This is a genomic window from Vibrio sp. B183 (assembly GCF_000740665.1).
In the GTDB taxonomy this organism is placed as follows: Bacteria; Pseudomonadota; Gammaproteobacteria; order Enterobacterales; family Vibrionaceae; genus Vibrio; species Vibrio coralliilyticus.
In genome coordinates, this window is the sequence record NZ_JPQB01000004.1 from 373,477 (window position 1) to 395,237 (window position 21,761).

Annotated in this window: 26 protein-coding genes; 17 read left to right on the forward strand and 9 right to left on the reverse strand. The window is 43.1% G+C overall.

The window, feature by feature from the left end; translation table 11 throughout:
- Position 1: 1 nt before the first annotated feature.
- Genes IX95_RS04770 through IX95_RS04780 form a run of 3 tightly spaced genes read left to right on the forward strand, consistent with a single transcriptional unit; the run spans position 2 to position 3,120 of the window.
- Positions 2–787: a MerR family transcriptional regulator gene (locus IX95_RS04770; protein WP_038157251.1), complete on the forward strand. Its 786-nt coding sequence runs from the start codon at positions 2–4 to the stop codon at positions 785–787.
- Between the two features lie 4 nt (positions 788–791).
- Positions 792–2,207 carry a deoxyribodipyrimidine photo-lyase gene (phrB, locus tag IX95_RS04775; protein ID WP_038157252.1) on the forward strand — a complete coding sequence of 472 codons (1,416 nt, stop codon included), beginning with the start codon at positions 792–794 and terminating at the stop codon, positions 2,205–2,207.
- 1 nt (position 2,208) lies between these two features.
- Positions 2,209–3,120, forward strand: coding sequence for a L,D-transpeptidase family protein (locus IX95_RS04780; protein ID WP_038157253.1), 912 nt, complete (start codon positions 2,209–2,211; stop codon positions 3,118–3,120).
- Positions 3,121–3,335: 215 nt separating this feature from the next.
- Here the strand turns inward: IX95_RS04780 and IX95_RS04785 are convergent, their stop codons facing one another.
- Entirely contained in the window at positions 3,336–4,382 is a 1,047-nt protein-coding gene (locus tag IX95_RS04785) for a phage integrase (RefSeq protein ID WP_038157254.1), read from the reverse strand.
- A 225-nt stretch (positions 4,383–4,607) separates the two neighbouring features.
- Between IX95_RS04785 and IX95_RS04790 the strand changes: the two genes are divergently transcribed.
- From IX95_RS04790 to IX95_RS04800, 3 genes are read left to right on the forward strand one after another with little or no spacing between them, the layout of a single operon-like run.
- Positions 4,608–5,525, forward strand: coding sequence for a hypothetical protein (locus IX95_RS04790; RefSeq protein ID WP_038157256.1), 918 nt, complete (start codon positions 4,608–4,610; stop codon positions 5,523–5,525).
- Positions 5,525–5,977, forward strand: coding sequence for a hypothetical protein (locus tag IX95_RS04795; protein ID WP_038157257.1), 453 nt, complete (start codon positions 5,525–5,527; stop codon positions 5,975–5,977). Before IX95_RS04790 ends, IX95_RS04795 begins: the two co-directional genes overlap by 1 nt.
- Positions 5,967–8,081 carry an ATP-binding protein gene (locus IX95_RS04800; protein WP_038157258.1) on the forward strand — a complete coding sequence of 705 codons (2,115 nt, stop codon included), beginning with the start codon at positions 5,967–5,969 and terminating at the stop codon, positions 8,079–8,081. The genes IX95_RS04795 and IX95_RS04800 overlap by 11 nt, the downstream gene beginning before the upstream one ends.
- A gap of 69 nt (positions 8,082–8,150) precedes the next feature.
- Here the strand turns inward: IX95_RS04800 and IX95_RS04805 are convergent, their stop codons facing one another.
- Genes IX95_RS04805 through IX95_RS04815 form a run of 3 tightly spaced genes read right to left on the reverse strand, consistent with a single transcriptional unit; the run spans position 8,151 to position 10,263 of the window.
- Positions 8,151–8,624 (reverse strand): Panacea domain-containing protein, encoded by a 474-nt coding sequence (locus IX95_RS04805; protein ID WP_038157260.1) that lies wholly within the window; start codon positions 8,622–8,624, stop codon positions 8,151–8,153.
- The gene (locus tag IX95_RS04810) at positions 8,621–9,655 is read right to left on the reverse strand and encodes a hypothetical protein (RefSeq protein WP_038157261.1); all 1,035 of its coding nucleotides are present in this window, start codon (positions 9,653–9,655) and stop codon (positions 8,621–8,623) included. The genes IX95_RS04805 and IX95_RS04810 overlap by 4 nt, the downstream gene beginning before the upstream one ends.
- Positions 9,655–10,263 carry a phage repressor protein CI gene (locus tag IX95_RS04815; RefSeq protein WP_038157636.1) on the reverse strand — a complete coding sequence of 203 codons (609 nt, stop codon included), beginning with the start codon at positions 10,261–10,263 and terminating at the stop codon, positions 9,655–9,657. Before IX95_RS04815 ends, IX95_RS04810 begins: the two co-directional genes overlap by 1 nt.
- Before the next feature lie 187 nt (positions 10,264–10,450).
- Between IX95_RS04815 and IX95_RS04820 the strand changes: the two genes are divergently transcribed.
- The 10 genes from IX95_RS04820 (at position 10,451) to IX95_RS26490 (ending at position 16,620) form a co-directional block, all read left to right on the forward strand.
- Positions 10,451–10,651 carry a hypothetical protein gene (locus IX95_RS04820; protein WP_038157263.1) on the forward strand — a complete coding sequence of 67 codons (201 nt, stop codon included), beginning with the start codon at positions 10,451–10,453 and terminating at the stop codon, positions 10,649–10,651.
- On the forward strand, positions 10,648–10,806 hold the full coding sequence (locus tag IX95_RS26485; RefSeq protein ID WP_160174992.1) for a hypothetical protein: 159 nt from the start codon (positions 10,648–10,650) through the stop codon (positions 10,804–10,806). Before IX95_RS04820 ends, IX95_RS26485 begins: the two co-directional genes overlap by 4 nt.
- Before the next feature lie 9 nt (positions 10,807–10,815).
- Positions 10,816–11,355, forward strand: a complete 540-nt coding sequence (locus tag IX95_RS04825; protein WP_038157265.1) for a phage regulatory CII family protein — start codon at positions 10,816–10,818, stop codon at positions 11,353–11,355.
- Between the two features lie 12 nt (positions 11,356–11,367).
- The gene (locus IX95_RS04830; protein WP_038157267.1) at positions 11,368–11,706 is read left to right on the forward strand and encodes a hypothetical protein; all 339 of its coding nucleotides are present in this window, start codon (positions 11,368–11,370) and stop codon (positions 11,704–11,706) included.
- 63 nt (positions 11,707–11,769) lie between these two features.
- Positions 11,770–12,063 (forward strand): hypothetical protein, encoded by a 294-nt coding sequence (locus IX95_RS04835; RefSeq protein ID WP_038157268.1) that lies wholly within the window; start codon positions 11,770–11,772, stop codon positions 12,061–12,063.
- Complete coding sequence (locus tag IX95_RS04840) at positions 12,060–12,509, forward strand: DUF3850 domain-containing protein (protein WP_038157269.1); 450 nt, start codon at positions 12,060–12,062, stop codon at positions 12,507–12,509. The genes IX95_RS04835 and IX95_RS04840 overlap by 4 nt, the downstream gene beginning before the upstream one ends.
- On the forward strand, positions 12,506–13,126 hold the full coding sequence (locus tag IX95_RS04845; protein WP_038157271.1) for a DNA methyltransferase: 621 nt from the start codon (positions 12,506–12,508) through the stop codon (positions 13,124–13,126). The genes IX95_RS04840 and IX95_RS04845 overlap by 4 nt, the downstream gene beginning before the upstream one ends.
- Positions 13,123–13,419 carry a hypothetical protein gene (locus tag IX95_RS04850; protein ID WP_038157272.1) on the forward strand — a complete coding sequence of 99 codons (297 nt, stop codon included), beginning with the start codon at positions 13,123–13,125 and terminating at the stop codon, positions 13,417–13,419. The genes IX95_RS04845 and IX95_RS04850 overlap by 4 nt, the downstream gene beginning before the upstream one ends.
- Positions 13,416–15,938: a replication endonuclease gene (locus tag IX95_RS04855; RefSeq protein ID WP_038157273.1), complete on the forward strand. Its 2,523-nt coding sequence runs from the start codon at positions 13,416–13,418 to the stop codon at positions 15,936–15,938. Before IX95_RS04850 ends, IX95_RS04855 begins: the two co-directional genes overlap by 4 nt.
- A gap of 529 nt (positions 15,939–16,467) precedes the next feature.
- Positions 16,468–16,620 carry a hypothetical protein gene (locus IX95_RS26490; RefSeq protein ID WP_160174993.1) on the forward strand — a complete coding sequence of 51 codons (153 nt, stop codon included), beginning with the start codon at positions 16,468–16,470 and terminating at the stop codon, positions 16,618–16,620.
- On the opposite strand, the gene IX95_RS25670 is transcribed toward IX95_RS26490, so the two are convergent.
- Positions 16,617–16,943 (reverse strand): helix-turn-helix domain-containing protein, encoded by a 327-nt coding sequence (locus tag IX95_RS25670; protein ID WP_051912465.1) that lies wholly within the window; start codon positions 16,941–16,943, stop codon positions 16,617–16,619. The genes IX95_RS26490 and IX95_RS25670 overlap by 4 nt on opposite strands.
- Positions 16,944–17,184: 241 nt before the next feature.
- On the opposite strand from IX95_RS25670, the gene IX95_RS26215 reads away from it, so the two are divergent.
- On the forward strand, positions 17,185–17,424 hold the full coding sequence (locus IX95_RS26215) for a hypothetical protein (RefSeq protein WP_038157274.1): 240 nt from the start codon (positions 17,185–17,187) through the stop codon (positions 17,422–17,424).
- Here IX95_RS26215 and IX95_RS27045 read toward each other — a convergent pair.
- From IX95_RS27045 to IX95_RS04880, 4 genes are all read right to left on the reverse strand, one after another.
- On the reverse strand, positions 17,366–17,818 hold the full coding sequence (locus IX95_RS27045) for an ogr/Delta-like zinc finger family protein (protein WP_081885402.1): 453 nt from the start codon (positions 17,816–17,818) through the stop codon (positions 17,366–17,368). The two genes, IX95_RS26215 and IX95_RS27045, sit on opposite strands and share 59 nt — an antisense overlap.
- Positions 17,819–17,883: 65 nt before the next feature.
- A complete protein-coding gene (locus tag IX95_RS26495) occupies positions 17,884–18,717 on the reverse strand; it encodes a hypothetical protein (protein WP_038157276.1) in 834 nt (277 codons plus the stop codon).
- Positions 18,718–18,823: 106 nt separating this feature from the next.
- Positions 18,824–19,840: a phage portal protein gene (locus tag IX95_RS04875; protein WP_038157279.1), complete on the reverse strand. Its 1,017-nt coding sequence runs from the start codon at positions 19,838–19,840 to the stop codon at positions 18,824–18,826.
- Positions 19,837–21,624, reverse strand: coding sequence for a terminase large subunit domain-containing protein (locus IX95_RS04880; protein ID WP_038157283.1), 1,788 nt, complete (start codon positions 21,622–21,624; stop codon positions 19,837–19,839). Before IX95_RS04880 ends, IX95_RS04875 begins: the two co-directional genes overlap by 4 nt.
- Positions 21,625–21,761: the final 137 nt, after the last annotated feature.

The following is a 21,761-nucleotide window of genomic DNA, read 5'->3' on the forward strand; positions in this document are numbered from 1 at the left end:
AATGAAGAAATACGCGATCAGAGAAATATCAGAGCTGACGGGGGTGAAACCTGTCACTCTCAGAGCTTGGCAGCGCCGCTACAACTTGATAGAGCCTGAAAGGACAGAGAAAGGCCACCGCCTATATACACAAAAGCACATCGACTTAATCAATGACATTCAAGGCTGGTTAGCTAAAGGAGTGTCGATTGGCAAGGTGAAAGCGTTATTGGAATCAGGAGATCAGGCTGAATCCGATGTCTCTACCAATATGGCTCATTTAGATGATGTTGAACCTGTTTTAGATGCTTTGGCAAGCCTAAATAAAGGGAAAGCAGAAACTCTGATTCATTCAGTGCTCAAAGAGTACCCGCTCAATGTTGTGGAAACTCAGTTTATTCAGCCTGTGGAGCAGGCATTAGGACTTGTCAGACAGAACTTACGATCAATTCAATTTGGTTTATTCCAAACATTGATGCTAACCAAACTCAACGCGATTATTGAAGCAGAAAACAAGGCCGCTCGTTCAGGTAAAGCGCTCTTTATCAGCGTTCAAGGAAGTGTGGATGTGCCATCTCGCATAATGGCTCTTTCACTGGTAGAAAAAGGGTGCAAAGTGACCATCATCGATGAGGTTGAAGACTTATCTGGACTGCTTGGTCATCCATGCCTTGAAGAGTTTTCAACCTTAGCGATTTACAGCGCACGTGCGATTAATGAGTCGCAAATGGCTGCGATCCAACAACTGGAAACCATGATTTCCGGAGAGCTGATATTGCCGGAACTGCTACAACGCCTAAAGAGGTAAAGTCATGAATCTGGTGTGGCTAAGACGCGATTTAAGAATCGAAGATAACTCAGCATTAGTTAATGCTGTAGAGACTGGTGAGCCGGTTGTCTGCATTTACACTGCAACTCCTGAGACTTGGCATAAGCATGGTTTAGCACCTATTCAGGCAGATTTGATTTACCGTCGATTACAGGCATTAAAGCAGGACCTAGAGTCTTTACGTATTCCACTGCTTTATGAGGAAGTGGATACATATACTGAGAGCGCAGAGCGTGTCGCTGAGATTGCTACTTTGCTAAGAGCTAATCGGGTGTTAGTTAACAAGGAATACGAGGTTAATGAGCAGCGTCGAGATGCAACGCTTGAATTTTGTCTGAATGGCACTGCCATTGAAGTTAAGTCCAGCGATGACAAATGCATATTTGCTCCCGGTAGCATAGTGAACAAGCAAGGTAGCTATTTCAAAGTGTTCACACCGTTCAAGAAGGCCTACCTTGCTAAACTTGGCGAGTGCTCGTTTCAAGTTCGCAAACCACAAGTGGCTTGTTCGAGTGGGTTACCTGAGCACTTGAGTTCTCTACTAGTCGCTGATGATGTGACCTTCAGCTACCCGCGAGAGCCGAGCGACCAATTTGCTGCGGATACCCAGTCGATAATCCAAACGCTGAGAGATTTTGATAGCCAAGACGTAGAAGGCTATGCCAGCAACCGAGATTTTCCCGCTATTGCTGGAACGAGCCAACTGTCTCCTTACTTAGCTATCGGTGCTTTATCTGTTCGTCAATGTATGGCGCGTTTGATGTTTGGCCAAGCTCCCCCTCTCAGCCAAGGTAGAGAAGTCTGGCAGAGTGAGTTGATCTGGCGTGAGTTCTATCAGCATCTGATTTATTTTGAAGCTAAGCTGAGTAAAGGAAGGTCTTTCGTTGATTGGGGGGATCGCTTGGTATGGAAGAATGAGCCACAGTATATTGAGGCGTGGAAGCAGGGTGAAACTGGTTTCCCGATAGTCGATGCTGCCATGAAGCAACTTAACCAGACAGGGTGGATGCATAATCGCCTCAGAATGATAGTCGCGAGCTTTCTGGTTAAGGACCTCCACGTTGATTGGCGGGTTGGTGAGCGGTACTTCATCAATAAACTGATTGATGGCGATTACGCGGCTAATAATGGAGGTTGGCAATGGTGTGCGTCGACAGGTTGTGATGGCCAGCCATATTTTCGAATTTTTAATCCTATTACGCAGGGTGAGCGATTTGACCCGCAAGGAGAATTTGTCCGTCAGTGGTTGCCTGAATTAGCACAAGTACCAGATAAATACCTGCACCAACCTTGGAAATGGAGTGGTGTAAGAAGCTTGTCATATCCGCCGCCAATAGTTGATCATAAGGTGGAAAGAGAAGTAACCTTACGGCTCTATAAGGAAGCGAAGGACGCTTAGAATGCTGCGAAAAATACTTTCCCTCTGTTGCTGCTTTAGTACCTCACTATTTGCTGCAACCTACGAACTACCTCCAGAGGGAAGCAGCATGGTTGGGCGCACACAATATCATCAAGTGGAAAGTGGTGAGAGCCTCGCGGATATCGCTAAGCAATATGATGTCGGCTTTCTTACCTTGATGGCTGCAAACAAAGGTGTGGATCCTTTCCTACCTGCTGAAGATTTGGTCCTGACGATTCCGACGCAAATCATTCTTCCTCAAGTGCCAAGAGAAGGGATAGTCATCAATCTGGCAGAGCTGCGTCTGTATTACTTTCAGCCGGAGAAGAACTTAGTACATATTTTCCCGGTTGGTATTGGCCGAATTGGCCGCGATACCCCTGAGATGGTGACCAGCATTAGTCAAAAACGACCCAATCCAACTTGGACACCACCCGCATCTATTCGCAAAGAATACCTTGAGAAGGGCATCGAGCTTCCGCGTGTTGTACCCGCTGGCCCAGAAAACCCACTTGGGGAATACGCGATGAGGCTAGCCTATGGTGTTGGCGATTACCTTATCCATGGTACCAACAAAGATTTTGGTATTGGGCTGCGTGTCAGCTCAGGTTGTATACGTATGAATCCCAAGGACATTGATTGGTTGTTTCCAAAAGTGAAGTTGGGTGAAAAAGTTCGAGTGATTAATGAGCCAGTAAAAATTGCGCTAGAGCCGGATCGCAGTGTGTTTTTGGAAGCTCATGAACCGTTAACACGAAGCGATGGTAGTAAGAAGGATTTGAAGATCCCTCAGGAATTGCAGTGGTGGTTGGAAGAGTTTGATCTATCGGATGCTAAAGCAAGAGCGGCGATTCTTGCGCAAAATGGTGTACCAGTAGAAGTGGTCTCCCCGAGTTATTCATACGTGAATTGAGTCTTGTTATATAAGAGAAAGGGCCTGCAGTTGCAGGCCCTTTCTTATCGAAAATTGACAGAATTACTTAGTATAATGCATAGTTATTTTGGGAACTCAGTAAAACCAAGGCTTTCACTGTTATTTCAAAGTCTTATAAAGAACCCGTTTTATCAATGCAACCCAATAACCTTCAATGTTAATAAAACTTGCCGCCATTTTTTGTGAATACATGGCTACAATCCTAAGCTGGAAATAGGGTTCAATTCGGCTGCTTGAATAAGGTGATCAGGCGAGAAATGTGAATAACGCATTGTCATTTTTATGTCACTGTGGCCAAGGATTTTTTGCAGTACCAGAATGTTTCCTCCTGCCCCCATAAATCGACTTGCAAAGGTATGGCGAAAGACGTGTGTATTTTGTCCCTCAGGTAAGTCAGGAAACGTCTGGTTAATAATATACGCAATACCATGAAGGCAGCTTTTAAATAACTTGTCCTTTTCACCCGTTCGCTGAAACGCCATCAGCTCGTCATACAGCTTCTCTGTAATGGGCACAGTCCGGTTCTTTTTGCTCTTGATATCAAGAAACGTGATCTTGTATTTCGTAATCTGTGAAAGGCGGAGGTTATTCGCTTCGGAAATTCGAGCACCAGTAGACAGGCAAATCTTACAGACGAGTTCAAACTCTTTGGCTCGTTTGCTTTTACTGATTCTCTCAAATAGCTCAGTTATATCTTCATTTGAAAAAAAGCCCATCTCTGATTCGGTCACTTGAATCGATTTCACACTGGCAAGAGGGTTTGGTTGCGTCCACTCACCAAGTGAAATGAGTTCATTGAACACAGAGCGTAGATATCTCAAATCGAGATTATTAGTAGGTGCGGAAATCATTTTACCCGCACTAGTCTCTTTCCCGTATCGGTCTTTTGCTATTCGGTTAGAGCGCCAGTGAACAAAGTCTTTTGCAGTAAATTTAATGGCAAATGGGTTGCCGAGTTCTTCAACTATGGTGCGGAGGCGAGGGTAAACCTTTTTAGCAGATTTGAGGTATTGGCCGTGCAGTTTGTACCAGAGTTCGACCAAGTCTTGCAGTGTGCGTAAGTCTTTCTTTTCGCCAAGCCAAGGCTTGTCGTCAACCTCGGCCATGGTGAACTTTTCGAACGCAAGTGCTTCGCCCTTAGTTGCGAAGCGTTTGCGAATGCGTTTACCAGTTCGGCCTTGTGGGTAGCACTCACAGAGCCAAGGTTTTTTGTGGCCGTCTTTTAAGTTTCTAATGGACATTATAATTGCTGCGTTATACTGTTTATGTGTACAGTATATTGATAAGTCCTGATTATCCATTGTTTGTTTTTTGTAATGATAAACAAGTTAATTAATGTGGTTCGCGCCGAGGTGCTAATCACATATATGGTGATGACTTGTAACCCTCTAAAACTTATGGATTAACTGGATGCAACCGAGCACGTATCATGAGTATTATTTATATGCGATGGGTGCTCAAAATATATGATTCATACTGATGTTGGCCTATTAGACGGTGACAGATGGGAACGGTTGATCCAGTCGGTCTTTAAAAAGAGATATGACACCTATCAAGACATGGTAGCGTCTCCGGGTGATCTAGGTATTGAAGGCTTTGTTCTGGACGAAGGCATTATGATTCAGTGCTATTGTCCTGATGAAGAATATAGCGCTGGGATTCTTCATGAGAAGCAGCGAGACAAGATGACGACCGATATTGGTAAGCTTGCTAAGAACGAAGAAGCTTTAATAAAACATATAGGTGATTGCAAGATTTCTCAGTGGTTATTCATTACTCCTCGTATCGGAAAACATGACATTCATGCGCATGCGAGAAAGCAAGAAGCTAAAGTCAAAGAGCAAGGGTTGGCATTTATAGCTGATGACTTCCAAGTACTAGTAAAAGACCTAGATTACTTTATTCAGGATATAAGACAGCAGCAGGTGGTGAACGGTCAGCAATTGTGTTTCACGAGTGCTAAAGGTGAAGTGATTCCAGAACCTGAACTAACGACAGAGTATGACGAAAATATTGACGAAAAAAATGAAGTCAGAAGCTCCATCAATAATGTTTATAAGCCTAAAACACATCAACGACTTAATGAATTGACCAAAAAGCTATACCTCGATGGGTACGATATTTTACGACGTATTTTTATCCAATCACCAGAGCTCTATGAGCGTATAGCAAAGCTTGTAAACAAGTTTGAGGATGAGGTAGAAGAAGTGTCGATGACATGGGAAGACAGTCCTCAAAGGTTAGTTTCTTCAATTGAAGAAAAGCTGATTGGTCGATTTGAAAAAGACCCTCACATTTCAACGATTGAATACGAAGATTTGGTGTCGATTACCAAGCACATGGTGGCGAGGTGGATTGCAGAATGCCCAATGAGGATTGAGTAGTGAGCAAACTGATATTTAACCGAAAAAAATCGGCAGTGATTCCTGAGCTGAGACCAATGTACAAAATTGGAAAGTTGCTTTTGATTTTAAAATTGTGTTGTAGCGGTGGTAAAGCGAGTCTCCTTAAATTGCACTTGTTTAATTGGGCAATGCTTGAGCCTCAACGAATGAAAGCATTACAGGTGTCCGCTGAGAAAAAAGAGCTCCTATTAGGTGTATGGGGAATTGATCCGTCACTCAATATGGCGCTTAGCTATGCAACCTCAGAAGGTTTGCTCGCAAGGACCAGTAATGGAGCATATCAGCTAACAGCGAAGTCAGAGAACTTTATATCAGGGACTAAACTGGTTGAGTTGTTTGATTCAGAAGCGAAAGAATTAAAAGTAATTGCAAAAAAGATCACTGAAAAAATGGTAAGTAATGCATCTAAAAGGTGGGTAGATGAAGTTTAATCAATTATTTGTAACGTTATCCGCTACAGACAACGAAGATTATGGGTATAGAATTCCGTTCAGTCCTGGCCTAAACATTATTCGTGGTGACAACTCATCAGGAAAAAGTACTTTCGTTAACTCGTTAATTTATGCACTTGGTATGGAAGAGATCATCGGGTCTAAAGGAAGTGCAGCTCTACCATATGCACTAAAAGATAGATTTGATTTAGATGGTGAAGAAAAGCGAGTTGCAAGTTCTACGGTCTATTTGGAGCTAGAGAACAAACAGGGGCAAATCATAACATTAAAACGCGCTATCAAATCGGAAGCTGTTGATACAAAATTGATTCAGATTATTGAAGGTGCATATCTGACTAACGAATCTTTATCAAACTTCAGAAGCCAATATACGTTTTTGCATGATGCGGGTTCTGCCCAAGATGAATACCGAGGGTTCTTTGCATACCTTGAAAAGTTCTTAGGCTTTGATCTTCCTAGTTTGTCAGATAATAAAGGTAAAGAGACCAAGCTGTATTTGCAATCAGTCTTCTCTGCTTTACTTATTGAACAGAAAAGAGGCTGGACAGATTACATTGCCAATATCCCATATTATGGGGTAAGTGGGATGCGAGAAAAGGTCGCTAGTTTTCTGCTAGATCTCGATAGTTTCAGGAACACCAAAAAGCTCAATGAACTGCAATCACAGCGAGCTAGGTTACTTAGTGAGTGGTCTGAGTCTGCAACTGAAATTAAGGTTTCAGTAGAGAATAAAGACTTGTCTGTTTCTGGGGTGAGTAAAGCACCATCAGTCGAGTTTGACCCGAAATTGGTAACCATAGGTGAAAGAGTAGGTTTAGAGGTTAAACCTTTTGAACAGGTCAAAGCTGAGCTAAACCAAGAAATGTATGAGGTTGTGAAAAATGAGAAGGCACAGCTCTCTGACGACTCACAGGACTTGGTAGTCAAAATCGAATCAGTTCAAGATAGAATCGATGAGCTTTTGCTCATGCAGGGAATGTGTGGAAGCCAGATTAAAATTAATGAGTCTCAGCTTGGTCAATATAAAGAAAGCTTAGAGAGCATCGAAAAAGACTTGAAAGGCAACAAACTTACCAGAAAGTTAGTCAAGTTTGGTGTGGATGAAGCAGAGCTGGATTTTGCCAAAGGTAGATGCCATACCTGTCTTAATCTAATTGATGATATTTTAATTTCTCCGGATAGCGTAGCTATGCCGATGTCATTAGAAGAAAATATCACTCACTTAGATAATCAGAAGAAGATGACTAAGTCGCTAATTGATGGCCTCCAAAAAACAATTGAGCGAGATAAAGGTCAACTACTAACCATAAATCGAGAGGTGGCTAAGTTTAGAAAAGAGCTCATCTCACTTAAACGAGACATCAAATCAACGAACAGCATCAAAGAAGCTGATATTAGAAAGAAAATCGTTATAGAAAACCGTCAGGCAGAACTGAAAAAGCTTGAAGTGAAAGTAAAGGGGTACCTAGAAACACTGGTGTCTTTAGCTAAACACTATAAGAAGTTAAATTCAGAGATAGCTTCACTTTCAAAACATAGCTTTACAGGAAATGACTGGGGCAAGATTAACGCTTTCTCGACTGAGTTTAAGTCATTAGCATCCAAATTTGGCTATCGAAGCGCTGAAGTCGACGAAATCGAAGTGAAACCAGGAACACTTCTCCCTTATCTAAGTGACATAGAGCTAAGAGAGCAGCTAGAAACACCTACGGAGCTTCAGAAAAAGCAAAGTGCAAGTGTGGCTGATATCAAATCAGACTCATCAGCGAGTGATTTTGTAAGGCTTATTTGGTCTTACTTGATTGCACTGTATAAAGCATCGGCATCTCAAGGAGGGAACCATCCGGGGCTAATATTGTTTGATGAGCCAGCACAGCACTCTATGAGTACCAAGAGTGTGAATCAGATGCTAGACACCTTGGCAAAAACTCGCGGGTTACAGAGCATTGTGGCAGCATCTTTTGATGAAAATGAAGACACATTTAACTCCTCAGTAGCGGGGCTAAGCGAAAATAGCTTTGAGTTAGTTCGCTTACCTAGGAAAGTAATTGTAAGGCTTGAGTCTAGCCCTTTAAATGCGTAATACGTTTTCAGATAAGACTAAAAAAGGCATCATATAGATGCCTTTTTTATAATACTTATACATGTGCAGTTATACTGCATGGTCCTCTAAATACTCATCGGCAAGCTCTACTAGGTTCAGATTTGTATAGCGGTTTTGGGCTCGAACAGGGTAAGTTGAATACACATAGTCAATAAAATCATTGAAATACATATTCTTGGTTTTTTTGATTACCAAATCTAAGATTTCTTTTGTTCTTTCGTTCAAGCGATTAACTTCTCTTTTTGAACCATGATAAGAGATTACCCATTTGTCGGAGCCATACATTGTCCTTGTGTGATCTACACTAAAGTCTTTATGCCGTGTTACGCTATCTACGACGTCATCTACGTATGGCCCGTAATGATTAAAAACCCAATCAATATCAGTAAGTGTCTCTTCATCAGATAGTGCACTGAACCAATCTGCAAGATAAACTAGCTTCGTTAGGCGAGCTTTTGAAAGCTCTGACCCGTGTGGGTAGTTGCTGCACAAATAAGCAACGATGCGTTGAAGTTCATTCATTTACGTCTACCTCCTAGTTCTTCTAAGGCATCTAGGTCAGGGCTTGAACTTTCATGTTGTTGTGCAGATAAGTCTAATTCTAACCCATGCCTTACAAACTGACACAAGTGGCTCCAGTAGTTTTTATTATAATCTTTAATTCTGATTATTAAATCTTTGTCGATCAAGTCTTCATGATCCTCACTTTCATAAAGAATTATTCCGATTACTGCGTCGGCCTCTCTAATTGCTTGGCCAAAATAGCGACAACTCTTCATGTTAAAGTCAGATAGTTGCTCTTCAGTATATCCGTAGTTTTCCATCATGTACTTTTTGTGCTCTTCAGGCGACTCACCATTAGAAGGTGCTTTCACTTCGTGGCATTCAAGGTGTCTGTATACTTGACTAATTACGCCTTTATTTAAAGCAAATTTTTGATTGTGAATACGCCCAATATGACCGTTAGGCGAGAAACGAGCAAGAATAAAGAAAGCATCCTGATAATAGTAGTAAATAGATACTCTCGCATTAGTGTTTACATCGAGAAGTTGGGTGAATGCGCCATTTAGCCAAGTTTCAACTAACTGAGCATGCTTAGATTTTAATTTCGCGTTAAGCGTGTTGTTTTCTAGTTCAGATTCTTCGAGAGATTTTACCAGTCTTAGTTTCTTACCTGACATCACTCTTTTGTACCTTTCTAAGGTGCGGTTCTTTTTATCAAGTTGCGCAAAGTCTTTGTAAGTTCCGATAGCACCCCATGCGAAAAGTAGAGGGCCAGTTACCAAATGAATGTAAGGGTTACTGACAATGGCCCATAAAGAATCCCAACAGCCAGTTGATGTTGCCCAAGCCCCTTCGGTACCAAACCAAGAATAGCCGTTTGCAAATGCTCCACCTAAAGTGAGGAGTACAGTTCCTGCTACAGTGAGGAATATATAAAAACCTTGGTCTAACTTCTTCCCTAAAGATTCCCAAACCTTATTTGGTGAGCTGAAGCCAAAGATCTGATATTCATCAGAACTTCGTTGGTTTTCTTTAGTTGATGTACCCATCACTTCTTCCTCATTTCCATCGCAACACGGCCAAGCACTTTGATGTCTTCTTCAGATACTTCAATGGTTGACGCGCCAAATGCAATAGCCAACTTCTTGCCCGGTAGTCGCTGCAGATAATTGAGGGATAGGCGACCATCGACATCAATAAGGTAATCACCTGCTACTGGATCAGTGGATTCTTTGTTGATGTAGTAGATACCGGAATCGTCTTCAATAACATGGGTAAAAGAGGGCTTAAGCCCGAATTTATCAAGCGTGACTAAATCCAGAGCGGTTTTCCCTGCTTCAACTAAAGCACCATCAACGAGGTGGAATGTTTGCATTTCTTCTGAGGTTAGAGCGCTTGAGGAATCTTCACCGAACGGTTTCCCTTCACCTAAAGCCATGTAACGAATAGATGCCCCAGTAGCTAAATGAGTTCTAACTATCAGTTCCCAGCCAGTTCGATTGTGCGTGTGCCAAGTCGAAAAGGTAGATTTCGGAATGCCATAGTAGTCAGCAAGCAACTCATATGTTTTGCACTCAGTGACATCCTTTAGCTTTTCAGTGAACTCACGTCCATTTATATATTCAAATGGCGGAACTTTAGCTGGTATTCTAGTCATTGGGTAAACTTCCAATTCATCTGTAAGCATCATAAAAACAAGCCAAAGATCTAAAAATATCCCTTTAGCTAACTTTTGGGGTTGCTATACGACTAACTTTGATCTAATAATTAGTCAAACAGCGAACATGGCTAATCAATGTCACTCAATAGCCATCAAATAATCTCAAACAAATAGGATATCACTTATGGCAACGCTACAAATAGCAATTGATGCGCCTATCTGCACAAAAAAAGAATTTTTACGTCGTACTGGAATGTCTTCTTCTACGTTCGACCGCCAAAAAGACCTTGGCAATATTCCAGTCGTTCCAAAACAAGAAGCCAAAGGCCTGATCATGGTCAACATGGTTAAGTTCATGGAAAAGCTAGCGGCGCAACAAGTATGAGCCTTTCTATGCTTGGGGCTATCCCACCTAAAACCAAACTCACCCTGCAAGATGCAATGAGTGAGTCTTGGGAAGATAAGTATCCAAACAAATGCCCGCTATGGTTTAATTTCGTTGGTTGGGTATTCGTTTTCGTACCGTTTCTCTTCATTTGAGTATTAGTTATGGACGTAAATGACGCAATGTATGTATTACGTGAACGCAAACAACAAGCTTTTGATGCGGCTTGTTGCGATTTTGTTGTCAATCACGATTGTGAAGCGATTGGGCGCAGAATCGGCGTTGATGGGCAAGTCATTCGAAACATGCTTAATCCTGCGCAGTCGAGAGTACTTACACCTGTAGTGCTTAGTCTGATTAGCCGCGACTCTGGTGATTACTCAATCGTAAACACGCTTTTTGCAGATGATGGGGTGGTCACTATCCCACTTCCTAAAGCAGAAGATGAACTGAACCTACTCGAACGAGTTTTAAAACACTCGGCATTTTCCGGTGAGCTTTCTAGCGATGCGTTAGCCATGTGCACCGCAGAGCGTTTACCGCGATCTACCAAACGCAAAACACTCGCCAAAGCACAAGCTGCTTTGGGCAACCTCGTTTTGCTAATCAATGACCTTGAAAACCGCACCACAGGCCTGCAGCCCTTAGTTCAAATGGGCACAGACTTTCTGGCTAATGGTGCTCCAATCCCCGGCATCGCCTAAGGAGTTACAACCATGAGTCAGTTAGCTATTACACAACAAGAAGAATTCCAAAAAACACCAGATGCAGCAGAGAGCATTGAGTCTTGCAGGGCCTTGTTCAATGGCGCCGCGACACGCTGCAAGATTCGCAGTTTCTATAACTCTCTACCGGATAAAACCCGCGGCCTAATTCTGATCGCAGGCGGTATGCCCGCTAGAGACTATCAAAGAAACTTTGACGATTTCACAGACCTTGAGCTGCACAAAGTGCGCAAGGGTATGGGGTATCTAAAAGATGCCATTGTCGAGTTCGACAACAAGTTGGGCGATGTTCGTCGCCTCAAGCACTTCCAATTCAGTAGTACACATTAAACCTAGCCAGCCTTGCCCCTGTAACAGGGGGCTTTTTTTCGTCTTAGCGTAGGAGCATAGAATATGAATAAGACCGTAGCCGAAGTCGCTATTAAGCGCGCAATTCTATCAACCATCAGCAGCTTGTATGCACTAGCTATAGAGAGTGCGGATGTAATCAGTATTCGAATTGAGTATTCATCAAAAATGAAGCTGATGAATATTGTCATTTTTTCGGATACCACTACACATCACGCCCATAACCTAGTGCTGCTGGACAACGAAAAAGCATTGGAAGATTTGTTGGCAGTGGAAGACATGATTATCGAGCGAGTCGCACAGCTCCGCTATGAACAGGAAGCGGAGGAGGTGGCATGAGCAGCACTATCCATGAATTAAAAATTCAATCAGTTCATTTCGCTGACGTTCTTGCACACCGCAAAACACATGAAGTTCGAATCAATGATCGTGATTACCGAGCAGGTGACTGCTTAAACCTACGTGAGATTGATGCAAACGGGGAATACACCGGACAAGAAGCGAATGCCGAAGTTAGCCACGTTTTACATGGTGGTCAGTTTGGTATTGCGGAAGGTTGGTGTGTTTTGTCCCTAAAAAGCGGTACCAGAAAATCAGCTCTAAACCTGATCTGCTTCTTACGTGATCGTCTGCAGGAAACGTGCGACTGCATTGATGCAAGCCACGACATCATAAAACGGTCAGGGCATACGACTGCAGACGCTGAAATGACGGCTAATGATGCTCGTGCATTTATTGATATGGCTAATGAGTTTCTAAGCACTCTTGGGGAGAGTTCAAAATGAGTTCTACCAACGGAAAAGTAATACCACGCGAACTTTACCCAACGCCAGATGAGTGTGTGATCTCTCTGTTGGAAAAGTTGACGTTTCGCCCGTCTGATAAGTTTCTTGAACCTTGTTATGGCACTGGTGCGATCTTTGAAAAAGTCATGTTGCCAGAGAGCCAAAAGTCATTTGCTGAAATCGAAAAGGGCATTGATTACCTAACTACTGATTTCGGTATCCAAGACGTGATCATCACTAATCCACCTTTTTCACTAACGGAAGAATTTATTCGTAAGAGCCTAAGTGAGTTAGCCCCAGATGGGACAATGGCATACCTGCAACGTGTTAACTATTTAGGCTCAACGAAACGCCTACCTTTTTGGCGTGAAATTGGATTCCCTCAAAAAACGCCAGTTATCGTTCCACGTCCTCGCTTTGTTGGTGGTGGTTCTGACTCATGCGAATACATGTGGTTTATCTGGGATAAAGGTAACCGCTTCGATTTGCCTAATGGTCTGAGCAATATCATTTCTGCAGGTCTAGTTGTTTGTGATGAATGCTTACATGAAATCAAGAAGAAAGACTTAGTGTGCCAAGGTTGCGGCGTACCAGTAGTTCATGAGGTGGCAGCATGAAGTTGAACAAACAAGAAGTGAAAGCGATTGAGGATATGCAATCTATTCTTGACGCGATAAAGAATCCCGAGGGCAAAGGTTATGTGTGTTTTTCTAGCGGTGATATTACAGATATTGAGCGCGTTTTAGGTATTGACCTTTGGAAAGCAACATTAGGCAATCGTGATGTAAAGAAAGCTGTTCGTGGTAAAGAGCGCCTGTTGATGAAGATTTGCTTTCAAGCAGGTGGTCAATATCCTGCTGAAAGGCACTGTTTCTTTCCATTTCAGGTTAGAACGAAAGCCACTAAATGAACAATCTAATCGAACCAACTGAAATCGACCTATACGATTTTCCATGGCAAGCCCCTTTAACTGAGGTTGAAGCGGGCTGCTTTGGTTCGCGTCGATACAACTCAATTATTGAACCTGATGATCTTAGTGTTCTGGAACGTAAGCTATTTGACGCTAACCCAGACGACTTCGAGTGGGCGAAAGATAAGATTAAAGACCTGCCGGACTACCTAACCAAGTACTTTGTTACTCGCTACGTTTCGGTATTCGAAAAGAAAGGTCGTAAAGACGCCAACATATTTCTGCGTGAGCGTATGGGACCAGCCGCTGAACGTGCGCTGATGGTTTTACGCAAATACAAAAAGTTACCGACAACCCAAAAGGTTTCTTTGCTTAGTGAAGAGCTTAGCGACACTGAGCAAAGCGACTTTGCACAAAAAGAGCAAATGTGTTTTGACTTCGAAAAGGCAGAGCGCAACCGCAAGCCAGTTAAAAGCCGACTACTGGCAGAACTAGAGCTATCAGAAGTTAAAGACATGGCTTTCAAGATTAGCCAAATCACTAAGGCTAAATTCCCTCTTATCGCTGCACGTGTGGCTAACCGTGATCTGGATGAAGACGAAATTCCAGAGGTGATCGGCTATGAAGAATTAGCCGAATTTGTCTGCCACTTTGGTATGACTCCACCGCGCAAGAAAAGGAAACAAACCGACTTAACCGCACTGAATGACATTTCACGCATGTTAGATGAAAAGTGGTGGTATGGGCGCCTTAACAAAACACGCAAAATCATGCGTGAGCACCTAGCCATTGCTATGGGGCAAGTCTCTTCAAAAGCATCACCTTATGCGTCATGGGATTGTGTTCGAGAGCACCAAGCGCAGCAAACTGCTAACTATGAATACATCAAGCAATGCCAGTTATTAGATGAAGAAACAGGCGAAGAGGCTGATCTATGGAATATGGTCAAAAAGAGTGTGGCTAACCCTGCCATTCGTCGTCATGAATTGATGGTGCGTTGCCGTGGTTGTGAAGACATTGGCAATGAGCTGGGTTTACAAGGTCTGTTCTTAACGTTGACCACTCCATCTAAGTATCACAACTCATACAAGAAAGGCGGCTTTATTGGTCACTGGAACGGTGCAAGCCCACGTGATGCGCAATCTTACCTAAACAACGTTTGGCAGCGAATCCGCGCCAAACTAGGTCGTGATGAAATCCGTTGGTTTGGTGTTCGTGTCGCTGAGCCACACCATGACGGCACACCACACTGGCATTTGCTTATCTGGGTAAAACCAGAAGACGTGATGCAAGTGCGTGACATCTTCATTTCTTACGCCACGCAAGAAGACCGTGGCGAACTGCACCCAGAACTTGAGAAAGAGAAGAAAAAGCCATTCCGAAAAGGTGCTTACGTTGGGCCGCTAGATTACCGCCCACGTTGTGACTTTGGTTTTATTGACCCAGAGAAAGGCACTGCAACGGGCTACATCGCTAAATACATTTCAAAGAACATTGACGGCTTTGCAATGGACGGGGAGATCTCGGACGAAACAGGCAAGCCAGTCAAAGACATGGCGAAGAATGTTAGTGCTTGGAAAAGCCGTTGGAACATTCGCCAGTTCCAGTTCTTCGGCGGTGCACCAGTTACGACTTACCGTGAACTACGCCGCTTCGCTAACCAGAACAAAAAAGCGTTTATGGAATACCTCTTCATGCAAGAGCGTGTCGACCTACTCACTATCTACTCAATGCTGCAGCGTGATCTTGTTGGGCCTATTAAACCTAGCAAGCTGATCACCAATGAAGAGTTAATGAAAGTGATTGGTGATAGCTACCAGTCACGCATGAAGACCGAAGACGCAAGCATCACAGACACTTTAAAAGCTGCTGACCATGGTAACTGGCAAGGTTACATCATGGGGCAAGGTGGCCCATTCGTTAAGCGCGAAAATTTGCTGATCGTGAACTCTTATGAAGTACTGCCGTTCGCTTCACCACATGGCGAAGACGTCCGCAAAATTGAGGGTTTCACTACACCAGAAGAAACCATCAAAACACGCACCAAAGTTTGGACGATTCAGAAGAAATCAAAGGTTAACGATGAAGCTAAAGCGTGCGCTCTTGGGAGCGAAGCGACCGCTTTTGGAGCCTCTGGCTCCTCTCGGAGTTCTGTCAATAACTGTACGGAGCCTGAGAAAGTACAGGTCAGCGATCAGCTAACCCGATTATTGGACCCAGTAAATAAACGGGTGAATAAATCTCCAAATATTGATGAAGCGGCACTGGCCGCACTGCTAAAAGGCAGCTCAATTCGCATCGACGATGCAACCAGTATTCAAATCCGGCCTGCGGAGTTAGACGAACACGGCAATAAACGTCCTGCCCAGTTTGTAGAAGTGAGCCGTCAACGTCCGGACGACACGAATTGGATGGATTTCGAAGGTTGGGACAACTTATTCGCCCAACCAGAAAAGCAAGATTATCAACAACCCGACCTGTCGATTTTCCCTGATGGGGACGACTGGCCGTTAGCATGATGTTACGATTTGAGCAATGTCACGTTTTTAGACATTTTATCAAGTGCCGATTTCTGATTGTAAATGGGTAAATATTTATGGATTTATAACACGTCTGGCTTTGTAACTGATTGAAATTAATTGCTTTTTATTGCTCTGGTTTTAGTCATGTAAATTTATCCAGTACGATTAACGAAACAATGTTTCTTTTGCACGTAAAACATGTTTACGCGGCGCATTTTTATTGCAGTTGACAGTAAAGTTAGAATTGGCACTATAAATACACCCTCCTTTCTCATCTCCCCAAAGTCATTTTTTGTTTAAGCACTATTGCGCCTTTTTCAAATCGTAGCCGAGATTCGCTAGGTTAGTTTTGAGGTGTGTATGGTGTTTATCAACTCGCTAGCCCCAGCTGTGACGGCAAGCTTTGGAAATTTAAAAGCCGTGATAACTTGGAAAAGTTAACCGCATTTTTGGCGGAAATATGGTCAGAACTTTGCCTTACGTGCGTCTGAGTATTGTGAGTACTAAACCGATGAGAGGAGAGCAAATGAGCTACAAAAACATGAAACTTGAGATACTACTAAGACTGATAGAATCTGAGTTTATTGCCCTAGAGCAAGACCCAGAAGAAAGACTGGCACTTTATGAACATTTTGCCTGTATGAGAGATTTTATCTACCAGCATGAAGTTGATCATTAATCACTAACAGCTTTTATCAGCTCAAGTATTGGTTGGCGGATATGGGCAGGGACATGCTTCATAGCTGCCGCCAAGTCTGATTCAGTTGCTGTTCTCTTGTTGAGCTCTGCCCATGCAACATCTAACCAAGTTACATTATAGTACTCCAACAACCCCTTTAGCTCGCTTAGCCTAGGGTCTCGATTGCCTTGTTCAATGCGTTGATAGGATGACAGCGATATCCCAGTTTGAGTTGCAATTTGCTCTTGGGTTTCGCGTTTTGTCATTCTGAGTTGGACTAAATACTCAACTATTGGCTCTAAAGCTTTGTTTTTTCGTGGCACAGTATCACTTTCTCAAGTCAGTTCTGACTAGTTATTGCTATTAATATGCCAACGGTGACGAGGTTTCTAATAATGGTGATCCACATAAACTTTGTGGTTATGCACCTTATGTATTATGCGCAGGCTAGGTAAGAGTTAGCGTCGCATTACAAAAAATTATAGGCGACAAAACTCCACAATAAATTTGTTAGATAAAAACTACTGTATTAATATACAGTAAAATCGTCAGTTAGGAGCCTAAATGTCTGAACTACATAATAATGCGGAGGCATTTGTATTATGTGCAATGGCGGAGAATACAAGTGGTGACCATCAAGAGAATCAAGATACAGGATTATTCTTACTTTCGCTGATTCTTGCCCACAAAAAAGGACAGCTAAAAGCTGTCCATGTTGCGGGGTCTGAATGCGAGAATGAATTGGTTAAAACAAAGCTAACTGCTGCTTTAAGTGGTCACGGTGATCAGGCTTTAGCACCTTGATTAAGCAGTTAGCCAGTTCACTGGTATCTCTCGATGACGGGCTTAGTGTGTGACTAAAATACAAAGACATAACAAACTGATGTTCACACGCTGGGTTCTTACACTCACAATACAGATCTGCACAATCGTTCGATAGGCGGTTGGTTTTATTAATCACCGCCCGTTCGCCACAACCGCAAGTAATGCGACTACCAAACAAAGACGGCTTACTAGTCGCACCAATTCCGAAATGAAGCTTTGACTGTTTTAGTGAGTGGCGATAACCGATAGAACTCACAAAGGTATGCCCACATTCTGGGTTAGAACAAGAACAAGATAAATCTGCGCAATTGGCATCTTTAGCGATGCTTCTACTTACAATCGCGCGTTCACCACATTTGCAATAAACTCGCATACATTGACCTAACTGATTGACTGACGGTTCAATAATAGAATAAGTGCTGTTCTTTTGTACAGTGTCTATTCAATCTCAATCTTGTCCTGATCTTTCTGCTTGATACGGGCCGACTTTCGTGATGCTACTTGTTTGGGTTGTTTGGGTTGTTTGGGTTGTTTGGGTTGTTTGGGTTGTTTGGGTTTGCGAACAGTAATTTTCTGATGACTAAATTGTGAAAGCGGAGCTGCAAGAGATTTCTTTCCTATTTTTTTTCTAAGTGTTTTTTTCTCATTTGAAATTGCCGCGTCTAAATGATTTTTTTTATAAACATTGTCCCCGATGTTTCTTTCAGTTGATATTGCAGATCCTTTCGTCAGTCCATGCTCTTCGAGTTCGCTTATGATTTTAGCGCCGATTAGGGGGGTATTTAGTAATGATTTGGGAAACTTGTATGACTTTGATTCGGAGAATGTACTGGGAGCAACTCGGGATATACAATCATGGTCCACTCCTAAAATTTCAAGAAGATAAGAACACCCAATGCAGCTATTCATGTTGGTGTATATAAATTGTACCTTTGAAAAGTCAAAATCTTTTTCCTTGTTATCAAACATCATTTTTGCTAGAGATTTGAGTGCCATAAACTCTGCATGACCTTCCCCTGTTTTACCGTGAGCGATGTACGAATCTCTCTCGGTTTCGTATTGAACGATACAAAAACAGGAACTATTGCTTGTTGCGTCATCTATGTTTTTATGAGTCGATTCAAGTGAATCACATATGTTTTTATAGTTATCAAATCGATGGTTTTTGTTTTCCTGATGCAGAATAATTTGGCAGTTATCATACATAGCACTATATTTAGCGCTTTCAATTTTATAGGTTTTTGGTGAGTCCTTAATCAGTTCCTTTTTCATGTGCTTCCCTCATCAACAGAGTTTTAGAGATCATAAGGAACTGAAACGGCTTACGATTGGTTTTATTGATGAAAGAAACAGCTCGACCGATTTGTTTCGAGCCCACTCATAGCGTTGTATTGAAATATAAATGCATGCTTCGTGGTATCTCAGGGTCGCTATTCACCTCGTCAATTATCAATTCACAGACGGGAATGATTTCATCTTTAGCGTATTCACTGCCAATCTTGATCGGGTCACCTAGGCTAGTTGTTCCTTGCGGAATAATGCCAGCCTTACCAACTGGGAAACGATGCCCTACTAAGATGTCTTGCGCTGTAATATTCTTGATGCGTTCGAATTCGTCTTTGGTAGCAATATCGCCAACAGGTATCAACTGAATACCTTTTTCATGGCCGCCGGGTATATTGACGAACATGCTGCGGAAATTACCCACACCTTTAGAGCTGGCGATTTTGTCTTTGAGCATCTTTTCGTCATCATCACTCAGGTTTGGGTCGGTCGCGTAGAAGATAAAGCCCATGTGAGCCCCGTTCTTGTAGTATCGGCGTCGGAACAGCGTCGCGTCCTTGTTCAGTAAGCTGCTTTGTAAACTACCCAAATAGTCCGGTAAGCCATATATCTGTTGTTGCAGGTCCTCTTGGGGTAAAAATATGACGTCCTTCTGTTTGTATACTCGCTGTTTGTTGTCTCGTTCAAGTAACACAAAGTCACCATTTTTGCGTCGTCGTGAATGCATACTTGGTAGTGGAAACAGTCGAACTACACGGCCGAAGCCGTCACGGATTTTCAAGAATGCTGCATCGCCAAAGGTAAAGTAGTTATTGCAGAACGCTTGCATCTGTCTACGTCGAATGCCGCCACCATTTATGAATCGAGCAGCTACATAGTTGGCGCGTGCCTTGAGCAGTGAGCAATGGTAGGCGTTGGCGCGTGATGTTTCCGCCAAACCTTGTCGCGAGATTGGTGGTTCCCAGTAGTCATCATCTTCGTTATAAAAAAGCTCATTGTATGACGTCATCCAACTGCTAGAGTCGATAGCTTCTGGCGAAGAGTCAATGTGGTAAACAGATTCTGCATGTTGTTCTTCTTGCGTAACGAGTGTTTCTGTTGTGTTGGTCATGTTGCAGTGGCCCAGGTTGATTTAGTTGGAGTATCGTGATCTAACGGTTCGTTAATAATGGCGTGTGAAATAGCCCAAAACGCATCTGCGTGGCCTGTTGTTTCACTTCGCTCGGCTTTAAAGGTCATAGCGTTACCGCTGTTGGTTGGTACACGCTTAATCGCCATGAATGCCATAGCAATGTCTTTGTGCTGCGCATCAAACTGCAGTCGCTTGGCTTCTACAATGTCGATCATCTTCATCACAAGGCGATTCTTGTTTTCGTTGCTGTAATGTATGGCGTGGGCTTCACGTGGGTGCTTTTTCTTGATTAAGTCCCAAACACCGCCGCCAATCCCCGTAGTATCAACACCTATGTAAGTGACTTTGTAGCGTTTAAACACTTTTTCAATTTCACTCACGTGGTACTGGAAGTTAAGCCCTTTCCAGTAGTGCTTTTCTAAAACACGGAACTTTTCCCCCGCAACTGCAGGTGGCGCTATTACCACTAAGCAAGCATTATCGCGTGTTCGGCTAGGGTCATAACCCAGCCATACTTCACGTCCAGCAAACGGTGATTTTGTTTTCGGCTTGAAGTCCTGCCATTGGGCAGAGTCAACCATACCTTTTTCGAGGTCAGTGAATTTGAAGACAGACAAAGAGCCGTCGACGAAGACACACATAAACAGGTTGTCGAAATCGTCTTTGCTGTATTCGTCCTGCAGTTCTTCAATATCAAATAGGTCACAACCGCCTGCTGCGGCGTCTTCAATAGTAACGACATAACGCCACTGCTTATCAGGACAAAGCACACCACCATTGCGGTATTCTTCGAACGTTGGAAACTCAATCTTGGCGCGTGAATCTCTGCCTTTTCTCCATTGATCGCCCGTCCAAAATGGGTATGCCTGGTGCATTTTTGATGAGGGTGTCGAAAAGTAGGTTTTACGCCATTTTTTATGGGTCGCCATTGCCGAAGCGAGTTTGTTTAGTTCGTCAAACTTCGGTATCCAGAAGTATTCATCAACATAAACATGGCCATGGTAACTCTGCGCGGTTTTGCTGTTGGTCGATAAAAAGCGAAGCTCAGCACCATTAGAGAGAATGATCGGATTTCCGGTCAGCTCGATGTCTAAGAACTCTTTTGCAATCGCAATGATGTAACTGCGGAAAACTTCGGCTTGTGCTCGTGATGCTGACAAAAAGATTTGGTTATCACCAGTTAGAATCGCATCTTCTAAAGCCTCACCACTGAAATAGTAGGTTGCACCAATCTGGCGGGATTTAAGAATGTTTCGAATACGCTGTTTGATGTTGTTGCGCATTACGTGCTGATAGGCGAAAAGCGAATCGTGCCACGTGGCAAAGTCTTCTTCACTCAGTTCGCTAATGTCATTCTTTTTGCCTTTACGTTTCTTATTCGATTTTGAGTTGCTGCCAGATTGCTGATCACCACGGTTACTTTTGTTCTCGTGTTTTTTGTTGCCAGCATTTAAAGGCTGTTCACCTTGCTGCTTTTCTTGTGCCCTTTGTTTCTTCAAAGCTGCGTGATGCTTGATAAGCCTATCGAGCATGTCTAGCTGGTTCTTGCTTGGGTCTTCCAATTCGAGCAACGTTTGAATGCGGTTTGCTATTGCTTCATCAATAGTTTGTTCACGCAACATATCGCGCCAACCGAATTTATCTGCCCAGTAATAAATGATGCGCTCATTATTCAGGTTCAGTTCGGTAGCGATTTCACGTGGCGTCCAAGCTTTCAAATAGAGTGCTCGGGCGGCTTGTCGTACTTCGGGAGAATATGCCATAAGCGCATCATACGCCCCGAAATCTCGCAAATGACTAACCGAAATTCGGATGAATTCGGATATGGGCTAAATCCGAATTCCTAGGAATTGAAGTGGCTGAAACCACCCATTCAAAGGCGTATTGTTTGCCGTGACCG

Coding starts and splice junctions, on each gene's coding strand:
- IX95_RS04770 (WP_038157251.1), top strand. CDS start 2: ATGAAGAAATACGCGATCAGAGAAATATCAGAGCTGACGGGGGTGAAA.
- phrB (WP_038157252.1), top strand. CDS start 792: ATGAATCTGGTGTGGCTAAGACGCGATTTAAGAATCGAAGATAACTCA.
- IX95_RS04780 (WP_038157253.1), top strand. CDS start 2,209: ATGCTGCGAAAAATACTTTCCCTCTGTTGCTGCTTTAGTACCTCACTA.
- IX95_RS04785 (WP_038157254.1), bottom strand. CDS start 4,382: ATGTCCATTAGAAACTTAAAAGACGGCCACAAAAAACCTTGGCTCTGT.
- IX95_RS04790 (WP_038157256.1), top strand. CDS start 4,608: ATGATTCATACTGATGTTGGCCTATTAGACGGTGACAGATGGGAACGG.
- IX95_RS04800 (WP_038157258.1), top strand. CDS start 5,967: ATGAAGTTTAATCAATTATTTGTAACGTTATCCGCTACAGACAACGAA.
- IX95_RS04805 (WP_038157260.1), bottom strand. CDS start 8,624: ATGAATGAACTTCAACGCATCGTTGCTTATTTGTGCAGCAACTACCCA.
- IX95_RS04810 (WP_038157261.1), bottom strand. CDS start 9,655: ATGGGTACATCAACTAAAGAAAACCAACGAAGTTCTGATGAATATCAG.
- IX95_RS04815 (WP_038157636.1), bottom strand. CDS start 10,263: ATGACTAGAATACCAGCTAAAGTTCCGCCATTTGAATATATAAATGGA.
- IX95_RS04820 (WP_038157263.1), top strand. CDS start 10,451: ATGGCAACGCTACAAATAGCAATTGATGCGCCTATCTGCACAAAAAAA.
- IX95_RS26485 (WP_160174992.1), top strand. CDS start 10,648: ATGAGCCTTTCTATGCTTGGGGCTATCCCACCTAAAACCAAACTCACC.
- IX95_RS04825 (WP_038157265.1), top strand. CDS start 10,816: ATGGACGTAAATGACGCAATGTATGTATTACGTGAACGCAAACAACAA.
- IX95_RS04830 (WP_038157267.1), top strand. CDS start 11,368: ATGAGTCAGTTAGCTATTACACAACAAGAAGAATTCCAAAAAACACCA.
- IX95_RS04835 (WP_038157268.1), top strand. CDS start 11,770: ATGAATAAGACCGTAGCCGAAGTCGCTATTAAGCGCGCAATTCTATCA.
- IX95_RS04840 (WP_038157269.1), top strand. CDS start 12,060: ATGAGCAGCACTATCCATGAATTAAAAATTCAATCAGTTCATTTCGCT.
- IX95_RS04845 (WP_038157271.1), top strand. CDS start 12,506: ATGAGTTCTACCAACGGAAAAGTAATACCACGCGAACTTTACCCAACG.
- IX95_RS04850 (WP_038157272.1), top strand. CDS start 13,123: ATGAAGTTGAACAAACAAGAAGTGAAAGCGATTGAGGATATGCAATCT.
- IX95_RS04855 (WP_038157273.1), top strand. CDS start 13,416: ATGAACAATCTAATCGAACCAACTGAAATCGACCTATACGATTTTCCA.
- IX95_RS26490 (WP_160174993.1), top strand. CDS start 16,468: ATGAGCTACAAAAACATGAAACTTGAGATACTACTAAGACTGATAGAA.
- IX95_RS26215 (WP_038157274.1), top strand. CDS start 17,185: ATGTCTGAACTACATAATAATGCGGAGGCATTTGTATTATGTGCAATG.
- IX95_RS27045 (WP_081885402.1), bottom strand. CDS start 17,818: ATGCGAGTTTATTGCAAATGTGGTGAACGCGCGATTGTAAGTAGAAGC.
- IX95_RS26495 (WP_038157276.1), bottom strand. CDS start 18,717: ATGAAAAAGGAACTGATTAAGGACTCACCAAAAACCTATAAAATTGAA.
- IX95_RS04875 (WP_038157279.1), bottom strand. CDS start 19,840: ATGACCAACACAACAGAAACACTCGTTACGCAAGAAGAACAACATGCA.
- IX95_RS04880 (WP_038157283.1), bottom strand. CDS start 21,624: ATGGCATATTCTCCCGAAGTACGACAAGCCGCCCGAGCACTCTATTTG.